Raw genomic sequence first — 17,347 nt, forward strand, 5'->3', positions numbered from 1 at the left:
GGATCCTATTGATCACGCGGGCCGGGCTCCAAAACGAGTCTCACAGCAGGGGGTTGGGCAGGTCCGCCCACTGGTCCCCGGGCGTCCGCGGGGAGAGCCGCATCAACGTCAGCGCCTTCGCCGGCACGGGCTCGGTGCGCAGTGCCGCCAGATCCGCGGTGGGAGGGAGATCGCGCACCGCCGTCTCCAGGGCCGCGGCCAGTGCCGCGCCCGAGCCCGCCGTCCCGGCGAGGGCGCCCGCCACCAGGGAGCCGAACAGCTTGCGGCGCAGTGTGCGTTCGTCGTCGGTGACCATGCGCGCGGGCAGGTCGGGCACCGCGATGCCGTGCCGCGTCAGGCGGGCCGGGCTGACGCGGATGTCGGCCAGGTCCCGGTAGACCAGCCGCAGCGGTTCGCCCGAGGCGGAGAGCACCACCAGCAGGTTCTGGCCGTGCGCCTCCAGCGCCACCCCGAGGTCCAGCAGCCGCAGGCCGACGGTGAGGGCGAGACGCGCGAACCGGGCCAGCCAGGCGGGGGAGCGGGGCAGGTCGGTGGTCGCCAGGGCCGCCACCGGCAGGACCCGTTCACCGGGCGCCGCGTACGTCTGCGGCGACTCCCGCAGGACGGCCGCGAAGTCGGGCGAACCGGCCGCGGCGGCGCCCAGCGTGCGCGTGACGTGCAGCAGGCCCTCCGTGCGGGCCGCGGGCGTCGCGGCGAAGTCCGACAGCAGCGCGGAGGCGGCCACCGAGGGCAGCGAGATGTCCCGCACGGAGGACGTCAGCCGGGCGCTGAGCGAGGTCTTCACGTGCGGCCCGCCGGGCAGCGCCAGCGTCCGCAGGGCCATCAGCGGATGCCCGGGGCGGCGCCGGTCGCAGGTCCGCTTCAGCACGTGCGCGGCCTGCCAGGGGTGCACCGGAAGCAGCAGGTGCTCCCCCTCCCGCAGCTCCCGCGGCCACACGCCCGACACCAGGCACTCGCCCGCCCGCACCGGCACCATCCCCAGCTCCACCACCGGCCGGTGCTCGGGCCCGTACGCGAGCTGCTCGGCCACCGAGAAACCGGGCCGCGACCGGCACGCCGGATGGAACGGGTGCCCGTCCACGATCCGCTGCTCCCACTCCCAGTCGTGCTCCGGCCACCGCGCGCCCGCTCCGGTCTGCCCGGCGCGCGACAGGGCCATCGAGGCGACGCTGTGGGCGAGTTCGGCGGCGAAGGGGGCGGAGTGCGGCACGGCCAGCTCCGCGATCAGCCGCGCCGGGTCGTCGTGGTCCGTCCCGTCGAGCCGCACGGCCGTGACGGCCGCACCGGTCGCGTAGGGGTCCGGGCGCGGCCCGTGCAGCCGGCGCCCGTCCGCCAGGTGCAGGGTCAGCCCGTCACCGCCGGCCTCCCGGCGGACGGCCCAGGGCAGCGGATCATGGGCCAGACCGCGCCACAGACGGGACAGCACGGCCGCCCGGGCACCGGGCAGTTCGGCCTCGTACCGCGGCAGCAGGGCGGGCCGTACGACGGCCAGTTCCTCGGCTGCCTCGGTCTCGGCGCGGGGGGAACGGTGCACGGCGGGCTCCTCGGGTACGAATAGGGCGTCACAGCGGGACGGCGACGACCGACATACTGATCATCTCCGCCCGGAACGCTGGAAGGACCACAGGGACGAGTGGAACGCGTGGACCTCATGCCCCCGCCCGCCGACGACGACTCGGCCCACGGTGACGACCCGGCCACCGCCGGCCTCGCCGACGCGTACGCCGCCGCGCCGCTGCTGAACTGCCTGCTGCGCGAAGTGGCCCGGCCGGTGGGCCGCGAGGGCGGGCACCGGGTGTACCACCTGCCCGGCGGCGACCGCCTGCTGCGCGTGCGCGGGACGCGGCGCCCCGCAGCGCCCGAGGTGCGCACCCGGGACGGCTGGCACCGCCTCGACCACGCCGGGCTGGTGGAACTCGTCGCCGACGAACTGCGCCACCGCACCGGCCTGTCCAACCACGACCTGCCCGCCGAGATGCTCGACAGCCGCGACGCCGTCGCCGCGCTGCTGGCAGCCCGGGCCCGGACCGCCCCGCCCGCGGACCCCTACCGGCGCTCCGAGCAGTCGCTGCTGACCGGCCACACGCACCACCCCGCCCCCAAGGCCCGCGGCGGCGGTCCCGCCGCCGGCTGGCTGCCCTGGGCCCCGGAGGCGTACGCCGCGTTCCCGGTGACCCTGCTGGGCGCGCGCGAGGACACCGTCGTGGAGGAGGGCGACACCTCGGCGCTCGACGCGCTCGGCACGGCCCCGCCCGGCTACCGGCTGCTGCCGGCCCACCCCTGGCAGCTCGACCTGGCCGCGGCGGAACTCGCCGCCGCCTTCGCCGACGGCCGGCTCGTCCACCTGGGCTCGGCCGCCCCCGGCACCTGGCCCACGGCCGCCGTGCGCACGCTGTACGCGCCCGGCCACGACGTCTTCCTCAAGTTCAGCCTCGACGTGCGGATCACCAACGACATCCGCCGGCTGTGGCGCCACGACCTGCTCGCCCTGCGCCGGACCGACACGGCCGTGTCCGCCGCGTTCGAGACGTTCGACGGCCCCCCGGCCTGGCTCGGCGACCGGGGGTACCGCACGGCCGGGTTCGCCTTCGAGGCGCTGGCCGTCCTCGTCCGCGACGGGTTCGGGGACCGGCTCCTGCCGGGGGCGACCCCGCTGCTCGCCGCCGGCCTGTCCGAAGGCTTCGAGGGGAGCCCGCTGGAGCGCACCACCGACCCGGAGGGCTGGTGGACGGCGTACCTGGCGTGCGCGGTTCCCCCGGTGCTGTGGGCGTTCGCCCGGCACGGGGTCGTCCTGGAGGCCCACCTGCAGAACACGCTGGTCGCCGTGGACGCGGACGGCGTTCCGGTGCAGGCGCTGTACCGGGACGCCGAGGGGGTGAAGCTGCTGCCGGACGTCCCGCGCGAGGCGGGCTGGGAGCGGCTGGTGTACTGCCTGGTCGTCAACCACCTCACGGAGATCGCCGCCGCCCTCGCCGAGCGGCACGCCGGGTTCGACCCCTGGCCCGCCGTCCGCCGCGAACTGGCGCGCCACGACGTGCCCGAGATCCCGGCCCTGCTGGCCTCGCCCACCCTCCCCGCCAAGACGAACCTGCTGCTGCGCTGGACGGGAGCGGACGGCGCCGACGCCCGCTACCTGCCCCTGCCCAACCCGCTCAGGGAAGGAACCTGACGGGCAAGGAGCCTGACGGGGAGGAAACCTGACGGGGGAGCAGCCGGCCGGGGAGAGCCGTACGGCCCGGGACCCGCGCGATGCCCGCAGCTCGACCGCCCGGGCCGGGAGGCGCCCGCCCGGCTCAGGACTCGGCCGGTACGCACAGCACGGGCACGCTCGACAGGTGCAGCAGCTTGTGCGGGGTCGAGCCGAGGAGCGCGCCGCGCACGGGGCTCTCGCCCCAGGTGCCCACCACGATGACCCGGGCGCCGTGCCGGCCCGCGGCGTCGAGCAGGGCCTGCGCGGGCCGCTCGTCGACCAGTTCGACCTCCGTGCGCACCCCGGCCTCCTCGGCCACCCGCACCGCGCGGCCGAGCGCGGTGTTCCCCGCCTCGCGGACGGCGTCGTGGTGGGCGCCGTACTCCTCGCCGGTGACGCCGGGGGCGGCGGCCCCGTAGACGATGACCAGCCGTTCGTCGTACGCGGTCGCCACCTCGATGGCGACCTGCAGGGCGCGCCGCGCGCCCGGGGACTCGTCGTAGCCGAGGACCACCGACATCGTCAGGACTCCTTGCCGTCGAGGAGGGCCGGGTCGACCACGCCCGGCTGCTCCGACCAGAAGGCGGGTGCCCGCAGCCGCCGCACGATCATGAGGACCACGCCGGTCAGCGCGATGCCGATGCCGATGACGAGGGGCGGACCCAGCCCGAACCAGGAGACGCCGCTGTAGGAGTTGGCCGGATCGGCCATGTCCGTCACCGACTCCACCAGCAACCAGGCCAGCAGTCCGGCGCCGATCAGCGGGCCGAGCCCGATCAGCACGAAGTCGCGGACGCTGCGGGTCAGCTGGCGGCGGTAGTACACCGCGCAGGCCACGCCGGTGAGGGCGTAGTAGAAGGCGATGAGCAGCGACAGCGCCGTGAGGGAGTCGAACAGGGCGTTCTCGCTGAGGTTGTACACCACGAGGTACCAGGCGCTGGCGATGCCCGCGACCCACCAGGTGCTCACGTCGGGGGTGCGGAAGCGCGGGTGGATGCGGCCGAAGTGCGCGGGCAGCGCGTGGCGGCGGGCCATGGACAGCCCCGTGCGCGAGGCGGGGATGATCGTCGTCTGCGTGGAGGCGAGCGCGGAGGTGGAGACCGCCAGCAGCACCACCCAGTCCCAGCCGCCCATCACCTCCCCGGCGAGCAGCGCGAAGACGAACTCCTCCTCGGCGGCGTTCTCCTCCAGGTAGGCGGTGCCGGCGTAGCCCACGACCGCGAAGGCGACCGCCACGTAGGTCACCAGCAGCAGCACCGTCGACCAGACGGCGGCCCTGCCGGGCGCGGTGGCGGAGTCCTCGACCTCCTCGGTGAGGTTGACCGCCGACTCCCAGCCCCAGTAGATGAACATCCCCAGCAGCAGGGCGGCGGTCAGCGGCGCCCCGCCCGCGCCGAACGGGTTCAGCCAGGAGAACTCGGGTCTGATCGCGTCGAGCGTGCCGGTGCCGGCGTACACGCGGTAGAGCGCCACGACGGCGAAGGCGAGCAGGCAGGCGACCTGCGCCAGGATCAGCACGTTCTGCACCTTGGCCGACACCTCGGTGCCGATCACGCACAGGGCCGTCATCACCACGATCAGCAGCACCGTCAGGACCTGGCGCACGACGTCGTTGTCCGCCCAGCCGTCCAGACCGACCGCGAGCAGGAAGAAGGTCACGGCGACGTCCGCGAGCGACCCGACGACCAGGACGCCGGTCATCGCGATGGCCCAGCCGCCGAGCCAGCCCGCCCACGGCCCCATGGCGCGGGTCACCCACGAGAAGGTGGTGCCGCAGTCCTGGTCGACCTTGTTGAGGTAGTAGAACGCCGACGCGATCAGCAGCATGGGCACGAACGCGGCGAGCATGACCCCGGGGGCGTACAGGCCCACCAGGGCCACGACCGGCCCGATGACCGCCGCCACCGAGTACGCCGGTGAGGTGGCGTTGAGCCCGATGACCAGCGCGTCGAGGAACCCGATCGCGTCGGGCTTCAGGCTCGCGGACGGCGGCGGGCCCGCGTCCGTGATGTCCTTGGCCATGCTCCCTCATCCCTGTTGTGCGTGGATCCATACAACAGGGATGATCGGGGCATTTCAGGCATTGCGCCTCGTGTGCCGCCCTATGTCGCCCTCCGGCCGCGGACCAGCAGGTACAGGAAGTACGGCGTGCCGATCACCGCGGTCATCAGGCCGGCCCCGAGCTGGGCGGGGGCGATGACCGTGCGTCCGATCAGGTCGGCCGTCCCGACGAGCGCGGCGCCCAGCAGCACCGCCACCGGCACGACCCGCACGTGCCGCCGGCCCACCAGGGCGCGGGCCGCGTGCGGCGCCACCAGTCCGACGAAGCCGATGGTGCCGGCCGAGGCCACGGCGGTCGCGGCCAGCAGGACGCCCACCACCAGGAAGCCCAGCCGGGCCCGGGGCAGGGCGAGGCCGAGCAGCCGGGGGGTGTGGTCGTCCAGGGAGACGAGGTCCAGCTCGGTGCGCCGGGCCACCGCCACGGCCAGGCCGAACACCAGCACCAGGGCGACCGGCACGACGTCCGCCGTGGTCCGCCCGTACGTCGAACCGGACAGCCAGGTCAGCGCCTTGGTGGCGTTGAACGGGTCGGTGAGCACGATGAGCAGGCTGATCAGGGCCGTGGAGCCGGCCGCCATGCCGATACCCACCAGCACCAGCCGGTTCTGCCGGTAGCCGCCGCGGGCGGCGAGCCCGAAGACGACGGCGGAGGCCAGGGCGGCCCCGCCGAACGCGGCACCGGCGATGCCCCAGGAGCCCGCGGACGGCACGGTCGTCACCAGCACGACGGCGGCCAGTGCGGCCCCGCCCGACACGCCCAGCACGCCCGGCTCCGCCAGCGGATTGCGGGTCACCGCCTGCACCAGGGTGCCGGCCAGGGCCAGCGCCGCGCCCGCGCACAGGGCCGCGAGCACCCGCGGCACCCGTGTGTCCAGGACGAAGGACACGGCCTGACCGGCCCGCCCCTGCGCCCAGTTGGCGACGTCGCCCAGCAGGAGCTTGCTGTCGCCCAGCAGCACACCGGCCACGGTCACGCCGACGACGACGGCGGCCAGCACGACCACGGTGACGGTGAACACCGCCCGGCTCGGGATGCGCAGCCGGTCCGGGGTCTCGGCCCCGGCCGTGTCGCGCAGCCGCAGGGCCGTCACCACCAGGAACACCGCGCCCACCAGACTGGTGACGATGCCGGTGGGGACGGCCACGGCGGTGTCGGCGGGGATGAGCGCCCGCAGCAGCACGTCGGAGCCCAGCACCAGCGCGGCACCGGCCAGTCCGGCCGCGGGCAGGGCCGCCCGGGCGCGCACGAAGCCCCGGAAGCGGCGGGCGAGCGGACGCACCAGGGCGGGTGCGCACAGGCCGACGTAGCCGAGCGGTCCGGCGAGCGTGACGGCGGACGCCGACAGCAGGGCCGCGAGGACGACCACCGTGACCCGGGTGGCGGTGACCGGGACGCCCAGTCCCCGCGCCGCGTCGTCCCCCAGGGCGAGGGCGTCGACCCGGCGGGCGACGAGCAGCAGCCCGGCGAGTCCGGCCAGCGCGATCGGCAGCATCTGCAGCACGCCGTCGAAGCCGTTCTGGCCGATGCTGCCCTGGTTCCACTGGTAGAGGCCCTCGGTCTCCTGCGGGAACAGCAGCAGCAGTCCCTCGGTGACGGAGTTCAGCCCCAGTGCGAGCGCCGTGCCGGCGAGGACCAGCCGGACGGTGCCGGTGCCCAGGCCGGACAGGGCGAGCACGACGGCCGCCGCCGCCAGTCCGCCCGCGAAGGCGACACCGGAGGAGGCCAGCAGCGGCAGCGAGACGCCGGACGCGCCGGCCAGGCCGAGCGCCAGGTACGAACCGGCGTTCACCGCGAGGGTGTCGGGCGAGGCCAGCACGTTGCGGCTGACGGCCTGCAGGACGGCCCCGGCGATGCCGAGGACGACGCCGACCAGGATGCCGGCGGCCATCCGCGGCAACCGGGAGGCGATGACGACGGAGGCGTCGCCCGCGTCGGCCTGCCCGGTCAGGGCCTTGAACACCTGGGCGGGCCCGACGGCCGCGGTGCCCTGGGTGATGTCGACGACGGCGAGGACGGCGACAGCGAGGACGAGTCCGGCCGTCACCGCGGCCGCACCCGTCCGGGACGCGGCCGCCGGCGGACGGGTGGCGGGGGGTGCTTCGGTGACGGCCATGACGGGCGTTACTTCTGCAGCGCGTCGACGAGGGCGTCGATGTACGCCTCCATCGACCGGGGACCGCCGAACATCCAGATGCCGTCGGGCAGCCGGTGCACGTCGCCCGCCTTGACGAACGGCAGGGAGGTCCACACGGCGTTCTTCTTCAGCTGGCCGGCGAAGGGGTTGCTGGACTTGTCGCCGTCGTTGCCGATGTAGGCGAACTGCACGTCCTTCGGCAGGCCGGTCAGCCCCTCGACGTCGGTGGTGCCGAGGCCGTAGGCCGGGTCGCCCTTGACCTTCCAGGCGTTCTTCAGCCCGAGCCGCTCGTTGACGGAGCCGATCAGGGAGCCGCTGGTGTAGGGGCGCAGGGAGACCTGGTTGGACGTCACGTAGCCGTCGGCGAAGGCGATGTCGGTGCCGGCCAGGTCGGCGTCGGCGAGGGCCTTCTTGCCCTCGGCGACCTTGCCCTCGAAGCTCTTGCGGGCCGCCTCGGCCTTGTCGGTGGTGCCGGTCGCCTTGGCGATGAGGTCGAGGTTCTCGAACATCTGGCCGATCTGATCGGAGGCGTCCGCCGACTTGATCTCCAGGACCGGCGCGACCTTCCGCAGCTGCTTCACGGCGGCGTCCGGCAGGTCGGAGCTGGCCACGATCAGATCGGGGGAGAGCGAGGCGATGGTGTCCATGCTGGGCTCGCCGCGCGTGCCGATGTCCTTCGGCTCGTTCTTCAGCGGGACCGCGGAGTCCCAGATCTTGTAGCCCTTGACGTCGGCGACACCCACCGGGTCGACGCCGAGCGTGATGAGGCTCTCGACCTCGTTCCACTCGGTGGCGACGACCTTCTTGGCGGGTCCGTCGAGCTTGACCTTCGCGCCCGTGGAGTCCGTGAGGGTGATGGCCTCGGAGGGCTTCTTCTCGGAGCTGTCGGCGGCCGGCTCGGTGGTGCCGCAGGCGGCCAGGGTGAGCGCCGCGGCGGTGGTGGTGGCCGCGGTGAGCAGGAGGCGTCTCATGTGGTGGTGCCGAGCCTTTCGCTTCGGTTGGAACGGGTGTGGTGCCGGCCGATCGGTCGGGTCCGTATGCGGCCGGTGTGGGGATCTGTGTCGACGTCGATGCGGATGCCGTAGACGGCGGTGAGCCGCTCGGGGGTCAGGACGTCCTCGGGCCGGCCGTCGGCGACGATCCGGCCCGCTTCGAGGAGCGTGATCCGGTCGGCGAGGGCCGCCGCCTGGTCGAGGTCGTGCAGGACGACGCCCACGGCGATCCCGTGGTCGTCGGCCAGGTCGCGGACGAGGTCCAGCAGTTCGACCTGGTAGCGCAGGTCGAGATAGGTGGTGGGCTCGTCCAGCAGCAGTACGCCGGTCTCCTGCGCGAGGCAGCCGGCCAGCCAGACGCGCTGCAACTGCCCGCCGGACAAGTGGTCGGCGCCGCGCTCGGCGAGTTCGCTCACCCCGGTCAGCGCCAGCGCCCGCTCCACGGCGGCCTGCGCGTCCGGGTCGGGACGGCCGAAGCGGCCCCGGTACGGATAGCGGCCGAACTCCACGAGGTCGCGCACGGTGAGCCCGCTCGGCGTGGGCCGTCCCTGCGTCAGCAGGGCCACGTACCGGGCGAACTCCTTGGCGGACAGGGCCAGTCCGTCGGTGGTCGCGTCGAGCGTCAGCTCCGCCCGCCGGGCCCGCTGCAGCCTGGCGATGGTGCGCAGCAGCGTCGACTTGCCGCTGCCGTTGGGACCGACCAGCACGGTCACCTCACCGGGCCGCAGCGCGAGCGCCGCGTCGTGCACGACGTCGGTGCCGTCGTAGGACACGGTCACGCCGGTGGCCGACAGTTGATGCCCGCGCAGACGCGCTCCGCCCACGGGTTCTTCACCAGATCTCACAGGCGAAGGTTAGCCTAACCTAATATCTGCTTGACAAGGGGTAGGGCGCCGGGACTCACGCGGTGGGCCACGACGCCGGGTCCCACACGCCCGAGCGGCGCAGCGACATCGGGCAGTGCAGATAGATCTCGTCGATCTCCAGGACCAGGGCGAGTGCCGGGCGCCCGCCGTCCTGCGCCAGGGCGTCGAAGAACGGGGCGTCGGTGAGGATCCGGGCCCGCCCGTTGACGCGCAGCACCTCCTTGGCGCCCGGCACCAGGTACAGCAGGCCGGCGTGCGGATTGGCCAGGATGTTGCGGAAGCTGTCGCCGCGCCGGTTGCCCGGCCGGTCGGGCAGGGCGAGGGTGCCCGGGTCGAGGACGTGCGTGAACCCCGGGGCGTCCCCGCGCGGCGAGACGTCGCAGTTGCCCCGCGCGTCGGAGGTGGCCAGCAGGCAGAAGGGCGAGCGGGCCAGAATGTCCCGGTCCTGGCCGGTGAGCCGGTCGTGCACCTTCTCGATCACCACGGGCCAGGGCTCGCCCAGCAGTTGGCGCAGTTCGTCGGCCGACTCCAGCTCCGTCCAGCCGTGTTCGGCCCGGGCGTGCGGCTCGCGGCCGTCCTTGTCGGTCGTGTACGGCAAGGCCGGCTCCCGGGGTGTGCGTGTCGGACGGTCGGCCGCAGCCTAACCCGGGGTGCTTAGGGTCGCCTTACCCGCCTGCGGAGGAGTGCCGCCGCGGCGGGCCGCGGGTGTGCGTATGCTCGGGCGTATGCGCTGGAGTCGGCCGTGAAGAGCCAGGTGGACCGTCTGCGGGGCCTCGCAGCATGCTGAGAGAGGTCACCGCCACCCGTTACGTCGAACCCCTGCACTCCGGCGGCTCCGTCCCCGGGGTCGTCGAGGCGGACGACCTGGGCACGTACGTCGTGAAGTTCACCGGCTCCGCGCAGGGCCGCAAGGCGCTGGTCGCCGAGATCGTCGTGGGCGAGCTGGCCCGCGCCCTCGGGCTGCGCTTCCCCGAGCTGGTCCTGGTGCACTTCGACCCGGCGGTCGCCGGCGGCGAGCCGCACCAGGAAGTCCGCGAGCTGCACGCGGCCAGCGCGGGCCTCAACCTCGGCATGGACCACCTGCCCGGCGCCCGCGACCTCACCCCGGAGATCGCCCGGGTCTTCCCCGTCGATCCCCTGGAGGCGGGGCGGATCGTCTGGCTGGACGCCCTGACCGTGAACGTCGACCGCACGGTGCACAGCTCGAACCTGATGGTCTGGCCCACCCTGGGCATCGCGCGCCCGCGCCTGTGGCTGATCGACCACGGCGCCGCGCTGGTCTTCCACCACCGCTGGGACGGCACCGACCCCGCCAAGGCCTACGACTTCCGCCACCACGCCCTCGGTCACTACGGGCCCGACGTCCGCGCCGCCGACGCCGAACTCGCCCCCAGGGTCACCGAGGAACTGCTGCGCCGGATCCTCGCGGAGGTGCCGGACGCCTGGCTCGCCGGGGACGCCGCCTTCAGCGGCCCGGACGCGGCCCGCGAGGCCTACGTGCGGTACCTCCACGCGCGGGTGGAGGCGTCGGCGGCGTGGCTGCCCACCGACTTCCCCAGCCGGGAGGAGCTCGCCGCCGAGGAGGCCCGGCGGGCGGAACGCAACCAGAGGGAACGCCCCGCGTGGCTCAGGCAGGTGCCCGACCTGCACGGCAAGCCCGCGGCCGAACAGGATTGGTCGGTGCACCTGGGATGAGCGGCCGTGTCGAGATCGAGTACTGCACGCAGTGCCGCTGGCTGCCGCGCGCGGCCTGGCTGGCCCAGGAGCTGCTCACCACCTTCGAGGCGGAACTGACCGAGCTGGCCCTGAAGCCGGGCACGGGCGGGGTGTTCGTCGTCCGCGTCGGCGGCGAGGTGGTCTGGGACCGGCGCGAGCAGGGCTTCCCGGAGCCGACGGCCGTGAAGAAGGCCGTACGCGACCGGGTGGCCCCGGGCAGGACCCTGGGCCACTCGGGGCGGTAGCGCGCGGCTCAGCCCTTGAGCTGCTCGTACGCCGGCAGCGTCAGGAAGTCGGCGTAGTCCTCGTCGAGGGAGACCTGCAGCAGCAGGTCGTGCGCCTGCTGCCAGTTGCCCGACGCGAAGGCCTCCTCGCCGATCTCGGCCCGGATGCCGGCCAGTTCCTCGGCGGCGACCTTGCGGACCAGCTCGGCGGTGACCTGCTCGCCGTTGTCGAGGACGACCTCCGCGTTGATCCACTGCCAGATCTGGGAGCGGGAGATCTCGGCGGTGGCCGCGTCCTCCATCAGGTTGAAGATCGCGACCGCGCCCAGGCCGCGCAGCCAGGCCTCGATGTAACGGATGCCGACCTGCACGGCGTTGACCAGACCCGCGTACGTGGGCCTGGCGTCCAGCGAGTCGATCGCGAGGAGGTCGGCGGCCTCGACGCGGACGTCCTCGCGCAGCCGGTCCTTCTGGTTCGGCTTGTCGCCGAGGACCTTGTCGAAGGACTCCATGGCGATGGGCACCAGGTCGGGGTGGGCGACCCAGGAGCCGTCGAAGCCGTCGTTCGCCTCGCGGTCCTTGTCGGCGCGGACCTTCTCGAAGGCCACCTTGTTGACCTCGGCGTCCCGCCGGGAGGGGATGAAGGCCGCCATGCCGCCGATCGCGTGCGCACCGCGCTTGTGGCAGGTGCGCACGAGGAGTTCGGTGTAGGCGCGCATGAAGGGGGCGGTCATCGTCACCGTGTTGCGGTCCGGCAGGACGAACCGGGCCCCGCCGTCACGGAAGTTCTTCACGATGGAGAACAGGTAGTCCCAGCGGCCCGCGTTCAGCCCGGAGGCGTGGTCGCGCAGCTCGTACAGGATCTCCTCCATCTCGTACGCGGCCGTGATCGTCTCGATCAGGACGGTGGCGCGGACGGTGCCGTGGGGGATGCCGCAGTACTCCTGCGCGAAGACGAAGACGTCGTTCCAGAGGCGGGCCTCCAGGTGCGACTCCGTCTTGGGCAGGTAGAAGTACGGGCCCTTGCCGAGGTCCAGCAGGCGCTGGGCGTTGTGGAAGAAGTACAGGCCGAAGTCGACCAGGGCGCCCGGAACCGGGGTGCCGCCGGCGTCGGTGAGGTGACGCTCGTTCAGGTGCCAGCCGCGCGGGCGCATGACGACCGTGGCGAGCTCCTCGTCCGCCTTCAGCGCGTAGGACTTGCCGGACCTCGGGTCCGTGAAGTCGATGCTCCGGGTGTAGGCGTCGATCAGGTTGAGCTGGCCCGTGACGACGTTCTCCCAGGTGGGCGCGGAGGCGTCCTCGAAGTCCGCGAGCCACACCTTCGCGCCCGAGTTGAGGGCGTTGACGGTCATCTTGCGGTCGGTGGGGCCGGTGATCTCGACCCGGCGGTCGTTCAGGGCGTCCGGGGCCGGGGCGACCTTCCAGGAGTCGTCCGCGCGGATCCCGGCCGTCTCCGGGAGGAAGTCGAGCGTGGAGGTGCGGGCGATCTCGGCGCGGCGCTCCGCGCGGCGGGCCAGGAGTTCGTCACGCCGGGGGGTGAACCGCCGGTGCAGCTCGGCCACGAAGGCGAGCGCCGCTTCGGTGAGGACCTCCTCCTGCCGGGGCAGGGGCTGGGCGTCGACGATGGCCAGCGGGGACGGCGCTGGAGCGGACATGAACGGTCACTTCCTTCAGCGAGCTGTGGAGACGAACCGGCGGTTGGCACCGGGTGCCAGTCTTCCCGGATACGGCGATCGGCGCCCGGAGAGGGCAGGGCGCTTCTGATCAGTGGATACTAGTTTCCTCATGGTGGAAGTTCAATCGTTTGTTGATGTCGAGATTCTCCGGATCGAGGCAAGGTGGCGCCGCGTGCCACCCCGCTCACTCCAGGTGCGCCAGATCGGCCTCGGTGTCGATGTCGTACGGCCGGGCCACGTCGCCGCACTCGACCAGGCGGACCTGCGCGGCGTGTTCCCTCAGGTAGGCGCGGGCCCCCCGGTCGCCCTCGGCGGACGACGCGACGCCCGCCCAGTGCGCCGCGCCGAACAGCACCGGATGCCCGCGCACCCCGTCGTACGCGGCGGACACCAGCGCGCTCTCGCCGTCGTACGCCCGGAGGACCCGGGCCACCGCCTCCGGTCCGATGCCGGGCTGGTCGACGAGCGCCACCAGGGCGGCGCGCGCCGGTGAACCGGACAGGGAATCGAGGCCGGCGCGCAGCGACGTCCCCATGCCCCGCTCCCACTCCGGGTTGTCCACCAGGACACAGCCGTCCAGCGCGGCCCGGGCGCGCACCTCGTCGGCCCGCGCGCCCAGGACGACATGGACCGTCGTGCAGCCGCCCTCGCGCAGCACCCGCACCGCGTGCTCCACGAGCGGCCGCCCCCGGTGCGTCAGCAGCGCCTTGGGGCGTCCGCCGAGCCGCCGCCCCCCTCCCGCCGCGAGCAGCAGCCCGGCCACCGCGGGCGTCCCGTCCGTCGTCTCCCGTGTCGTCATGGCTCCTGCATACCGCACGCCCCGCGCGGGGCCCGGACGGCGCGGGGCGCGCCTCGCACGGGGGTCCGCCCGGGGCCGGAAAGTCACGCAGCGGAGCAAGTCGATGACGCTGCGGACTGGCGCGCGGCGGCCCCCGTCGTCTACTGTCGCCCGCACCGCACCGGCCGGGCCTGCCGAACAGGGCCCGTGGCGGGGGGACTTCGGTGCGGCAGGGCAGGCGCACGACGAGGTGCGAGGGGGAGGACCGTGTTGCGGAGCGCGGAGCAGGAGCGGCAGGGGCCCGCGGCCGGCGGGAGCGCGGACCCGCGCGTGACGGAGCTGCGCACCGCGGTGTCCCGGCTGCGCCGCCGGCTCGCCGCCCATCCGGGCGAGTTCGCCGACCGGAGCATCGCCGAGGAGGAACTGGCGGCCCTGGACGCCATGGCCGCCACCGGCGCTCCCGACGTCCCCCGTCTGCGCCGTTCCCTTCTCCTGGTGGCGGGCGCGATCGGCTCCATGAGCGCGCTGTCCCCCGCGCTGGCCGACGTGCGCCGCGCCGTGGACCTCTTCGGCCGCCCGGCGCGCCCGCGAGCGCAGGCGGACCGGCCCCTCTAGGGAAAGGGCCCCCGGTACCCCCCGTGGGCGCCGCGCGGCTCGAACTCCCCGCACAGATACGTCTCCTGCACGAACTCGGTGAGCTGCGGCCAGAGCGCGAAGATCCCCAGCGGACCGTGCTTGCCGTCGACCCGGCGGTAGCGGTCCCTGACGTCCCGGAAGCAGGCCAGGCCCCCCATCATCGGCCGGCCCGCCGGGCTGTAGTCCGACCAGGCGCACGCGATGCACGCCCGCAGGCGGTCCCCGGGCGGCAGCCGACGCTGGATGTCGTACAGGGCCGTCTCGAAGTCGCCGAGGTTCTCGCCGCCGCCGTACGCGCGCCCGTCGAGCCGCAGGGTGACCGTCAGGCTCTCCTCGTCCAGGGCGCCCGAGGGGACCGGGTCGCCCAGTCGCAGGGCGCAGTGCAGCACGCCCGTCCGGGGGGGCCGCCCCGGGGTCCCGACCGTGAGCGGCACGTCCCACTCCAGCAGGCAGGAGCACAGGTGGCCGTCGGCGAGGCGGAACATCTTCTCGGGCGGCTCGCCGGCCAGGGCGCCGAGCGCATCCATCGCCTCACCCTCGAAGGGCACGCCACGGATCGTCGTGCGGATCAGCTCCCGGCCGTCGGACTCGAAGACGAGCTCCTGGCTGCCGTACCGGTCGGTGTAGCGGCCCGGCCAGGCCGGTAAGCCGCTCACGCGGGGTTCTGGCTGGCCAGGGCCTGCGACAGTTCGCCGGCGACCTGCTGGAGCACCGGCACGATCCGGTCGGTCGCCGCCTCCGTGACCCGCCCGGCCGGCCCGGAGATGGAGATGGCCGCGGCGGTGGGGGAGTCGGGCACCGGGACGGCCAGGCAGCGCACCCCGATCTCCTGCTCGTTGTCGTCGACCGCGTAGCCCCGGACCCGCACGTCCTCCAGGGCCGCCAGGAAGCCGTCGGGGGTGGTGATCGTCTTGTCCGTCGCGGCGGGCATGCCCGTACGGGAGAGCAGGGCGCGCACCTCCTCCGGCGGGAAACCGGCCAGCAGCGCCTTGCCGACGCCCGTGGAGTGCGGCAGCACCCGCCGGCCGACCTCCGTGAACATGCGCATCGAGTGCTTCGAGGGCACCTGCGCCACGTACACGATCTCGTCGCCGTCCAGCAGCGCCATGTTCGCCGTCTCGCCCGTCTCCTCGACCAGACGGGCCAGATACGGCCGTGCCCAGGTGCCCAGCAGCCGGGAGGCCGACTCGCCGAGGCGGATCAGGCGCGGGCCGAGCGCGTACCGCCGGTTGGGCTGCTGGCGCACGTAGCCGCAGGCCACCAGGGTGCGCATCAGGCGGTGGATGGTCGGCAGGGGCAGCCCGCTGCTCGCGGACAGCTCGCTCAGCCCGACCTCGCCGCCCGCGTCCGCCATCCGCTCGAGCAGGTCGAAGGCGCGCTCCAGGGACTGGACACCGCCGTTGGAGGAGGACCGGGCGGAGTCGGTGGTGCTGGCGCTGGACGTCGGCACGGCGCGTTCCTTTCGGGACTGGCGGAAGAGCTGAAGCCTACCCGGCGGTCGGTCGACTCCCCGGTCGTACGTCTCTACATTCTGCCTTACGGAAGTCTAATTCCGCCTTGTGGAAACGTCCAGAGTCGGTTCCGTGCGGCCGTCCCGCTCCAGTGTGCCCTTGACGGGGTGCGGGAGGGGGGTGAAGACTTCTTCAACAGAAAGTTGAATTCCGGTACGCGGAAGCGTGTGAACGTAAGGGGTCCGGGTGTCCGACGCTGAACTGGTGCTCCGCTCGACGCGTGTCGTGACGCCCGAGGGGACGCGCGCCGCTTCGGTCGCCGTCACCGGCGGCACGATCACCGCGGTCCTCCCGCACGACGCGCCCGTGCCGCCGGCCGCGCGCCTGGAGGACCTGGGCGACCACGTCCTGCTGCCCGGGCTGGTCGACACCCACGTGCACGTCAACGACCCCGGCCGCACCGAGTGGGAGGGGTTCTGGACCGCCACCCGGGCCGCGGCGGCCGGCGGCATCACCACCCTCGTCGACATGCCGCTCAACTCCCTGCCGCCGACCACCACCGTCCCCCACCTGCGGACCAAGCAGCAGGTCGCCGCCGACAAGGCGCACATCGACGTCGGCTTCTGGGGCGGCGCCCTGCCCGGCAACGTCAAGGACCTGCGCCCGCTGCACGAGGCCGGCGTCTTCGGCTTCAAGGCGTTCCTGTCGCCGTCCGGCGTGGAGGAGTTCCCGCACCTGGACCGGGAGGCGCTGTCCCGCGCCATGGCCGAGATCGCCGCCTTCGGCGGACTGCTCATCGTGCACGCCGAGGACCCGCGCCTGCTCGCCACCGCCCCCCAGCAGCCCGGCCCCCGGTACGCCGACTTCCTCGCCTCCCGCCCGCGGGACGCCGAGGACACCGCCATCGCCCAGCTCATCCGCGAGGCCAGGGCCCTCGACGCCCGGGTGCACGTGCTGCACCTGTCCTCCAGCGACGCCCTGCCGATGATCGCCGAGGCGCGGGCCGAGGGCGTGCGCATCACCGTCGAGACCTGCCCCCACTACCTGACCCTCACCGCCGAGGAAGTCCCCGACGGCGCCAGCGAGTTCAAGTGCTGCCCGCCGATCCGCGAGGCCGCCAACCAGGACCTGCTCTGGCAGGCGCTGGCCGACGGCACCATCGACTGCGTGGTCACCGACCACTCCCCGTCCACCGCCGACCTCAAGACCGACGACTTCGCGACGGCCTGGGGCGGCATCTCCGGACTCCAGCTCAGCCTGTCCGCCGTGTGGACCGAGGCCCGCAGGCGCGGGCACGGCCTGGAGGACGTCGTGCGCTGGATGTCGGCGAGGACCTCCGCCCTGGTCGGGCTCGACGACCGCAAGGGCGCCATCGCGCCCGGCCGCGACGCCGACTTCGCGGTCCTCGCCCCCGACGAGACCTTCACCGTCGACCCCGTCGCCCTCCAGCACCGCAACCGCGTCACGGCCTACGCCGGCCGGACCCTGCAGGGCGTCGTGAAGGCCACCTGGCTGCGCGGGCGGAAGATCATGGCGGACGGCGAGTTCACCGAGCCGAAGGGGCAGCTCCTCACCCGGACCGACTGACATCCCATCCCGGACACCCGAAAGGAAGACCTGAT

At 73.7% G+C, this 17,347-nt stretch carries 16 protein-coding genes; 5 read left to right on the forward strand and 11 right to left on the reverse strand.

Annotation, left to right across the window (positions count from 1 at the left end):
* Positions 1-40: 40 nt before the first annotated feature.
* Positions 41-1,534, reverse strand: coding sequence for an IucA/IucC family protein (locus tag ACFYWG_RS23120; RefSeq protein WP_389203220.1), 1,494 nt, complete (start codon positions 1,532-1,534; stop codon positions 41-43).
* Positions 1,535-1,633: 99 nt separating this feature from the next.
* Here ACFYWG_RS23120 and ACFYWG_RS23125 point away from each other — a divergent pair, with 99 nt between their 5' ends.
* Positions 1,634-3,169 (forward strand): IucA/IucC family protein, encoded by a 1,536-nt coding sequence (locus ACFYWG_RS23125; protein WP_389203222.1) that lies wholly within the window; start codon positions 1,634-1,636, stop codon positions 3,167-3,169.
* A gap of 124 nt (positions 3,170-3,293) precedes the next feature.
* On the opposite strand, the gene ACFYWG_RS23130 is transcribed toward ACFYWG_RS23125, so the two are convergent.
* The 6 genes from ACFYWG_RS23130 to ACFYWG_RS23155 all read right to left on the reverse strand — a co-directional run bounded on the left by ACFYWG_RS23130 (position 3,294) and on the right by ACFYWG_RS23155 (position 9,842).
* Entirely contained in the window at positions 3,294-3,710 is a 417-nt protein-coding gene (locus ACFYWG_RS23130) for a universal stress protein (protein ID WP_383498831.1), read from the reverse strand.
* A 2-nt stretch (positions 3,711-3,712) separates the two neighbouring features.
* Positions 3,713-5,212, reverse strand: a complete 1,500-nt coding sequence (locus ACFYWG_RS23135; RefSeq protein ID WP_389203224.1) for an APC family permease — start codon at positions 5,210-5,212, stop codon at positions 3,713-3,715.
* 80 nt (positions 5,213-5,292) lie between these two features.
* Positions 5,293-7,365, reverse strand: a complete 2,073-nt coding sequence (locus ACFYWG_RS23140) for an iron ABC transporter permease (protein WP_389203226.1) — start codon at positions 7,363-7,365, stop codon at positions 5,293-5,295.
* 8 nt (positions 7,366-7,373) lie between these two features.
* Positions 7,374-8,357 carry an ABC transporter substrate-binding protein gene (locus ACFYWG_RS23145; protein WP_389203228.1) on the reverse strand — a complete coding sequence of 328 codons (984 nt, stop codon included), beginning with the start codon at positions 8,355-8,357 and terminating at the stop codon, positions 7,374-7,376.
* Positions 8,354-9,223, reverse strand: a complete 870-nt coding sequence (locus ACFYWG_RS23150; protein ID WP_376325574.1) for an ABC transporter ATP-binding protein — start codon at positions 9,221-9,223, stop codon at positions 8,354-8,356. Before ACFYWG_RS23150 ends, ACFYWG_RS23145 begins: the two co-directional genes overlap by 4 nt.
* 55 nt (positions 9,224-9,278) lie before the next feature.
* Positions 9,279-9,842 (reverse strand): MSMEG_1061 family FMN-dependent PPOX-type flavoprotein, encoded by a 564-nt coding sequence (locus ACFYWG_RS23155; protein WP_389203231.1) that lies wholly within the window; start codon positions 9,840-9,842, stop codon positions 9,279-9,281.
* A gap of 182 nt (positions 9,843-10,024) precedes the next feature.
* Here ACFYWG_RS23155 and ACFYWG_RS23160 point away from each other — a divergent pair, with 182 nt between their 5' ends.
* Both ACFYWG_RS23160 and ACFYWG_RS23165 read left to right on the forward strand, forming a co-directional pair.
* On the forward strand, positions 10,025-10,939 hold the full coding sequence (locus tag ACFYWG_RS23160) for a HipA family kinase (RefSeq protein ID WP_383498816.1): 915 nt from the start codon (positions 10,025-10,027) through the stop codon (positions 10,937-10,939).
* Positions 10,936-11,205: a SelT/SelW/SelH family protein gene (locus ACFYWG_RS23165; RefSeq protein ID WP_389203233.1), complete on the forward strand. Its 270-nt coding sequence runs from the start codon at positions 10,936-10,938 to the stop codon at positions 11,203-11,205. The genes ACFYWG_RS23160 and ACFYWG_RS23165 overlap by 4 nt, the downstream gene beginning before the upstream one ends.
* Positions 11,206-11,213: 8 nt before the next feature.
* Here the strand turns inward: ACFYWG_RS23165 and aceB are convergent, their stop codons facing one another.
* Together aceB and ACFYWG_RS23175 are read right to left on the reverse strand one after the other, a co-directional pair.
* Positions 11,214-12,839 (reverse strand): malate synthase A, encoded by a 1,626-nt coding sequence (gene aceB / locus ACFYWG_RS23170; RefSeq protein WP_389203235.1) that lies wholly within the window; start codon positions 12,837-12,839, stop codon positions 11,214-11,216.
* Positions 12,840-13,044: 205 nt separating this feature from the next.
* Positions 13,045-13,659 carry an NTP transferase domain-containing protein gene (locus ACFYWG_RS23175; protein ID WP_389203238.1) on the reverse strand — a complete coding sequence of 205 codons (615 nt, stop codon included), beginning with the start codon at positions 13,657-13,659 and terminating at the stop codon, positions 13,045-13,047.
* Between the two features lie 246 nt (positions 13,660-13,905).
* Here ACFYWG_RS23175 and ACFYWG_RS23180 point away from each other — a divergent pair, with 246 nt between their 5' ends.
* Positions 13,906-14,253 (forward strand): DUF5955 family protein, encoded by a 348-nt coding sequence (locus ACFYWG_RS23180; RefSeq protein WP_389203240.1) that lies wholly within the window; start codon positions 13,906-13,908, stop codon positions 14,251-14,253.
* Here ACFYWG_RS23180 and ACFYWG_RS23185 read toward each other — a convergent pair.
* The gene (locus ACFYWG_RS23185; protein ID WP_389203242.1) at positions 14,250-14,930 is read right to left on the reverse strand and encodes a DUF6304 family protein; all 681 of its coding nucleotides are present in this window, start codon (positions 14,928-14,930) and stop codon (positions 14,250-14,252) included. The two genes, ACFYWG_RS23180 and ACFYWG_RS23185, sit on opposite strands and share 4 nt — an antisense overlap.
* Positions 14,927-15,724: an IclR family transcriptional regulator gene (locus tag ACFYWG_RS23190; RefSeq protein WP_376325597.1), complete on the reverse strand. Its 798-nt coding sequence runs from the start codon at positions 15,722-15,724 to the stop codon at positions 14,927-14,929. Before ACFYWG_RS23190 ends, ACFYWG_RS23185 begins: the two co-directional genes overlap by 4 nt.
* A gap of 247 nt (positions 15,725-15,971) precedes the next feature.
* Between ACFYWG_RS23190 and allB the strand changes: the two genes are divergently transcribed.
* A complete protein-coding gene (gene allB / locus ACFYWG_RS23195) occupies positions 15,972-17,312 on the forward strand; it encodes an allantoinase AllB (protein ID WP_385414964.1) in 1,341 nt (446 codons plus the stop codon).
* Positions 17,313-17,347: the final 35 nt, after the last annotated feature.

The sequence above is a fragment of the Streptomyces sp. NPDC003456 genome (genome assembly GCF_042878735.1).
Classification (GTDB): Bacteria; Actinomycetota; Actinomycetes; order Streptomycetales; family Streptomycetaceae; genus Streptomyces.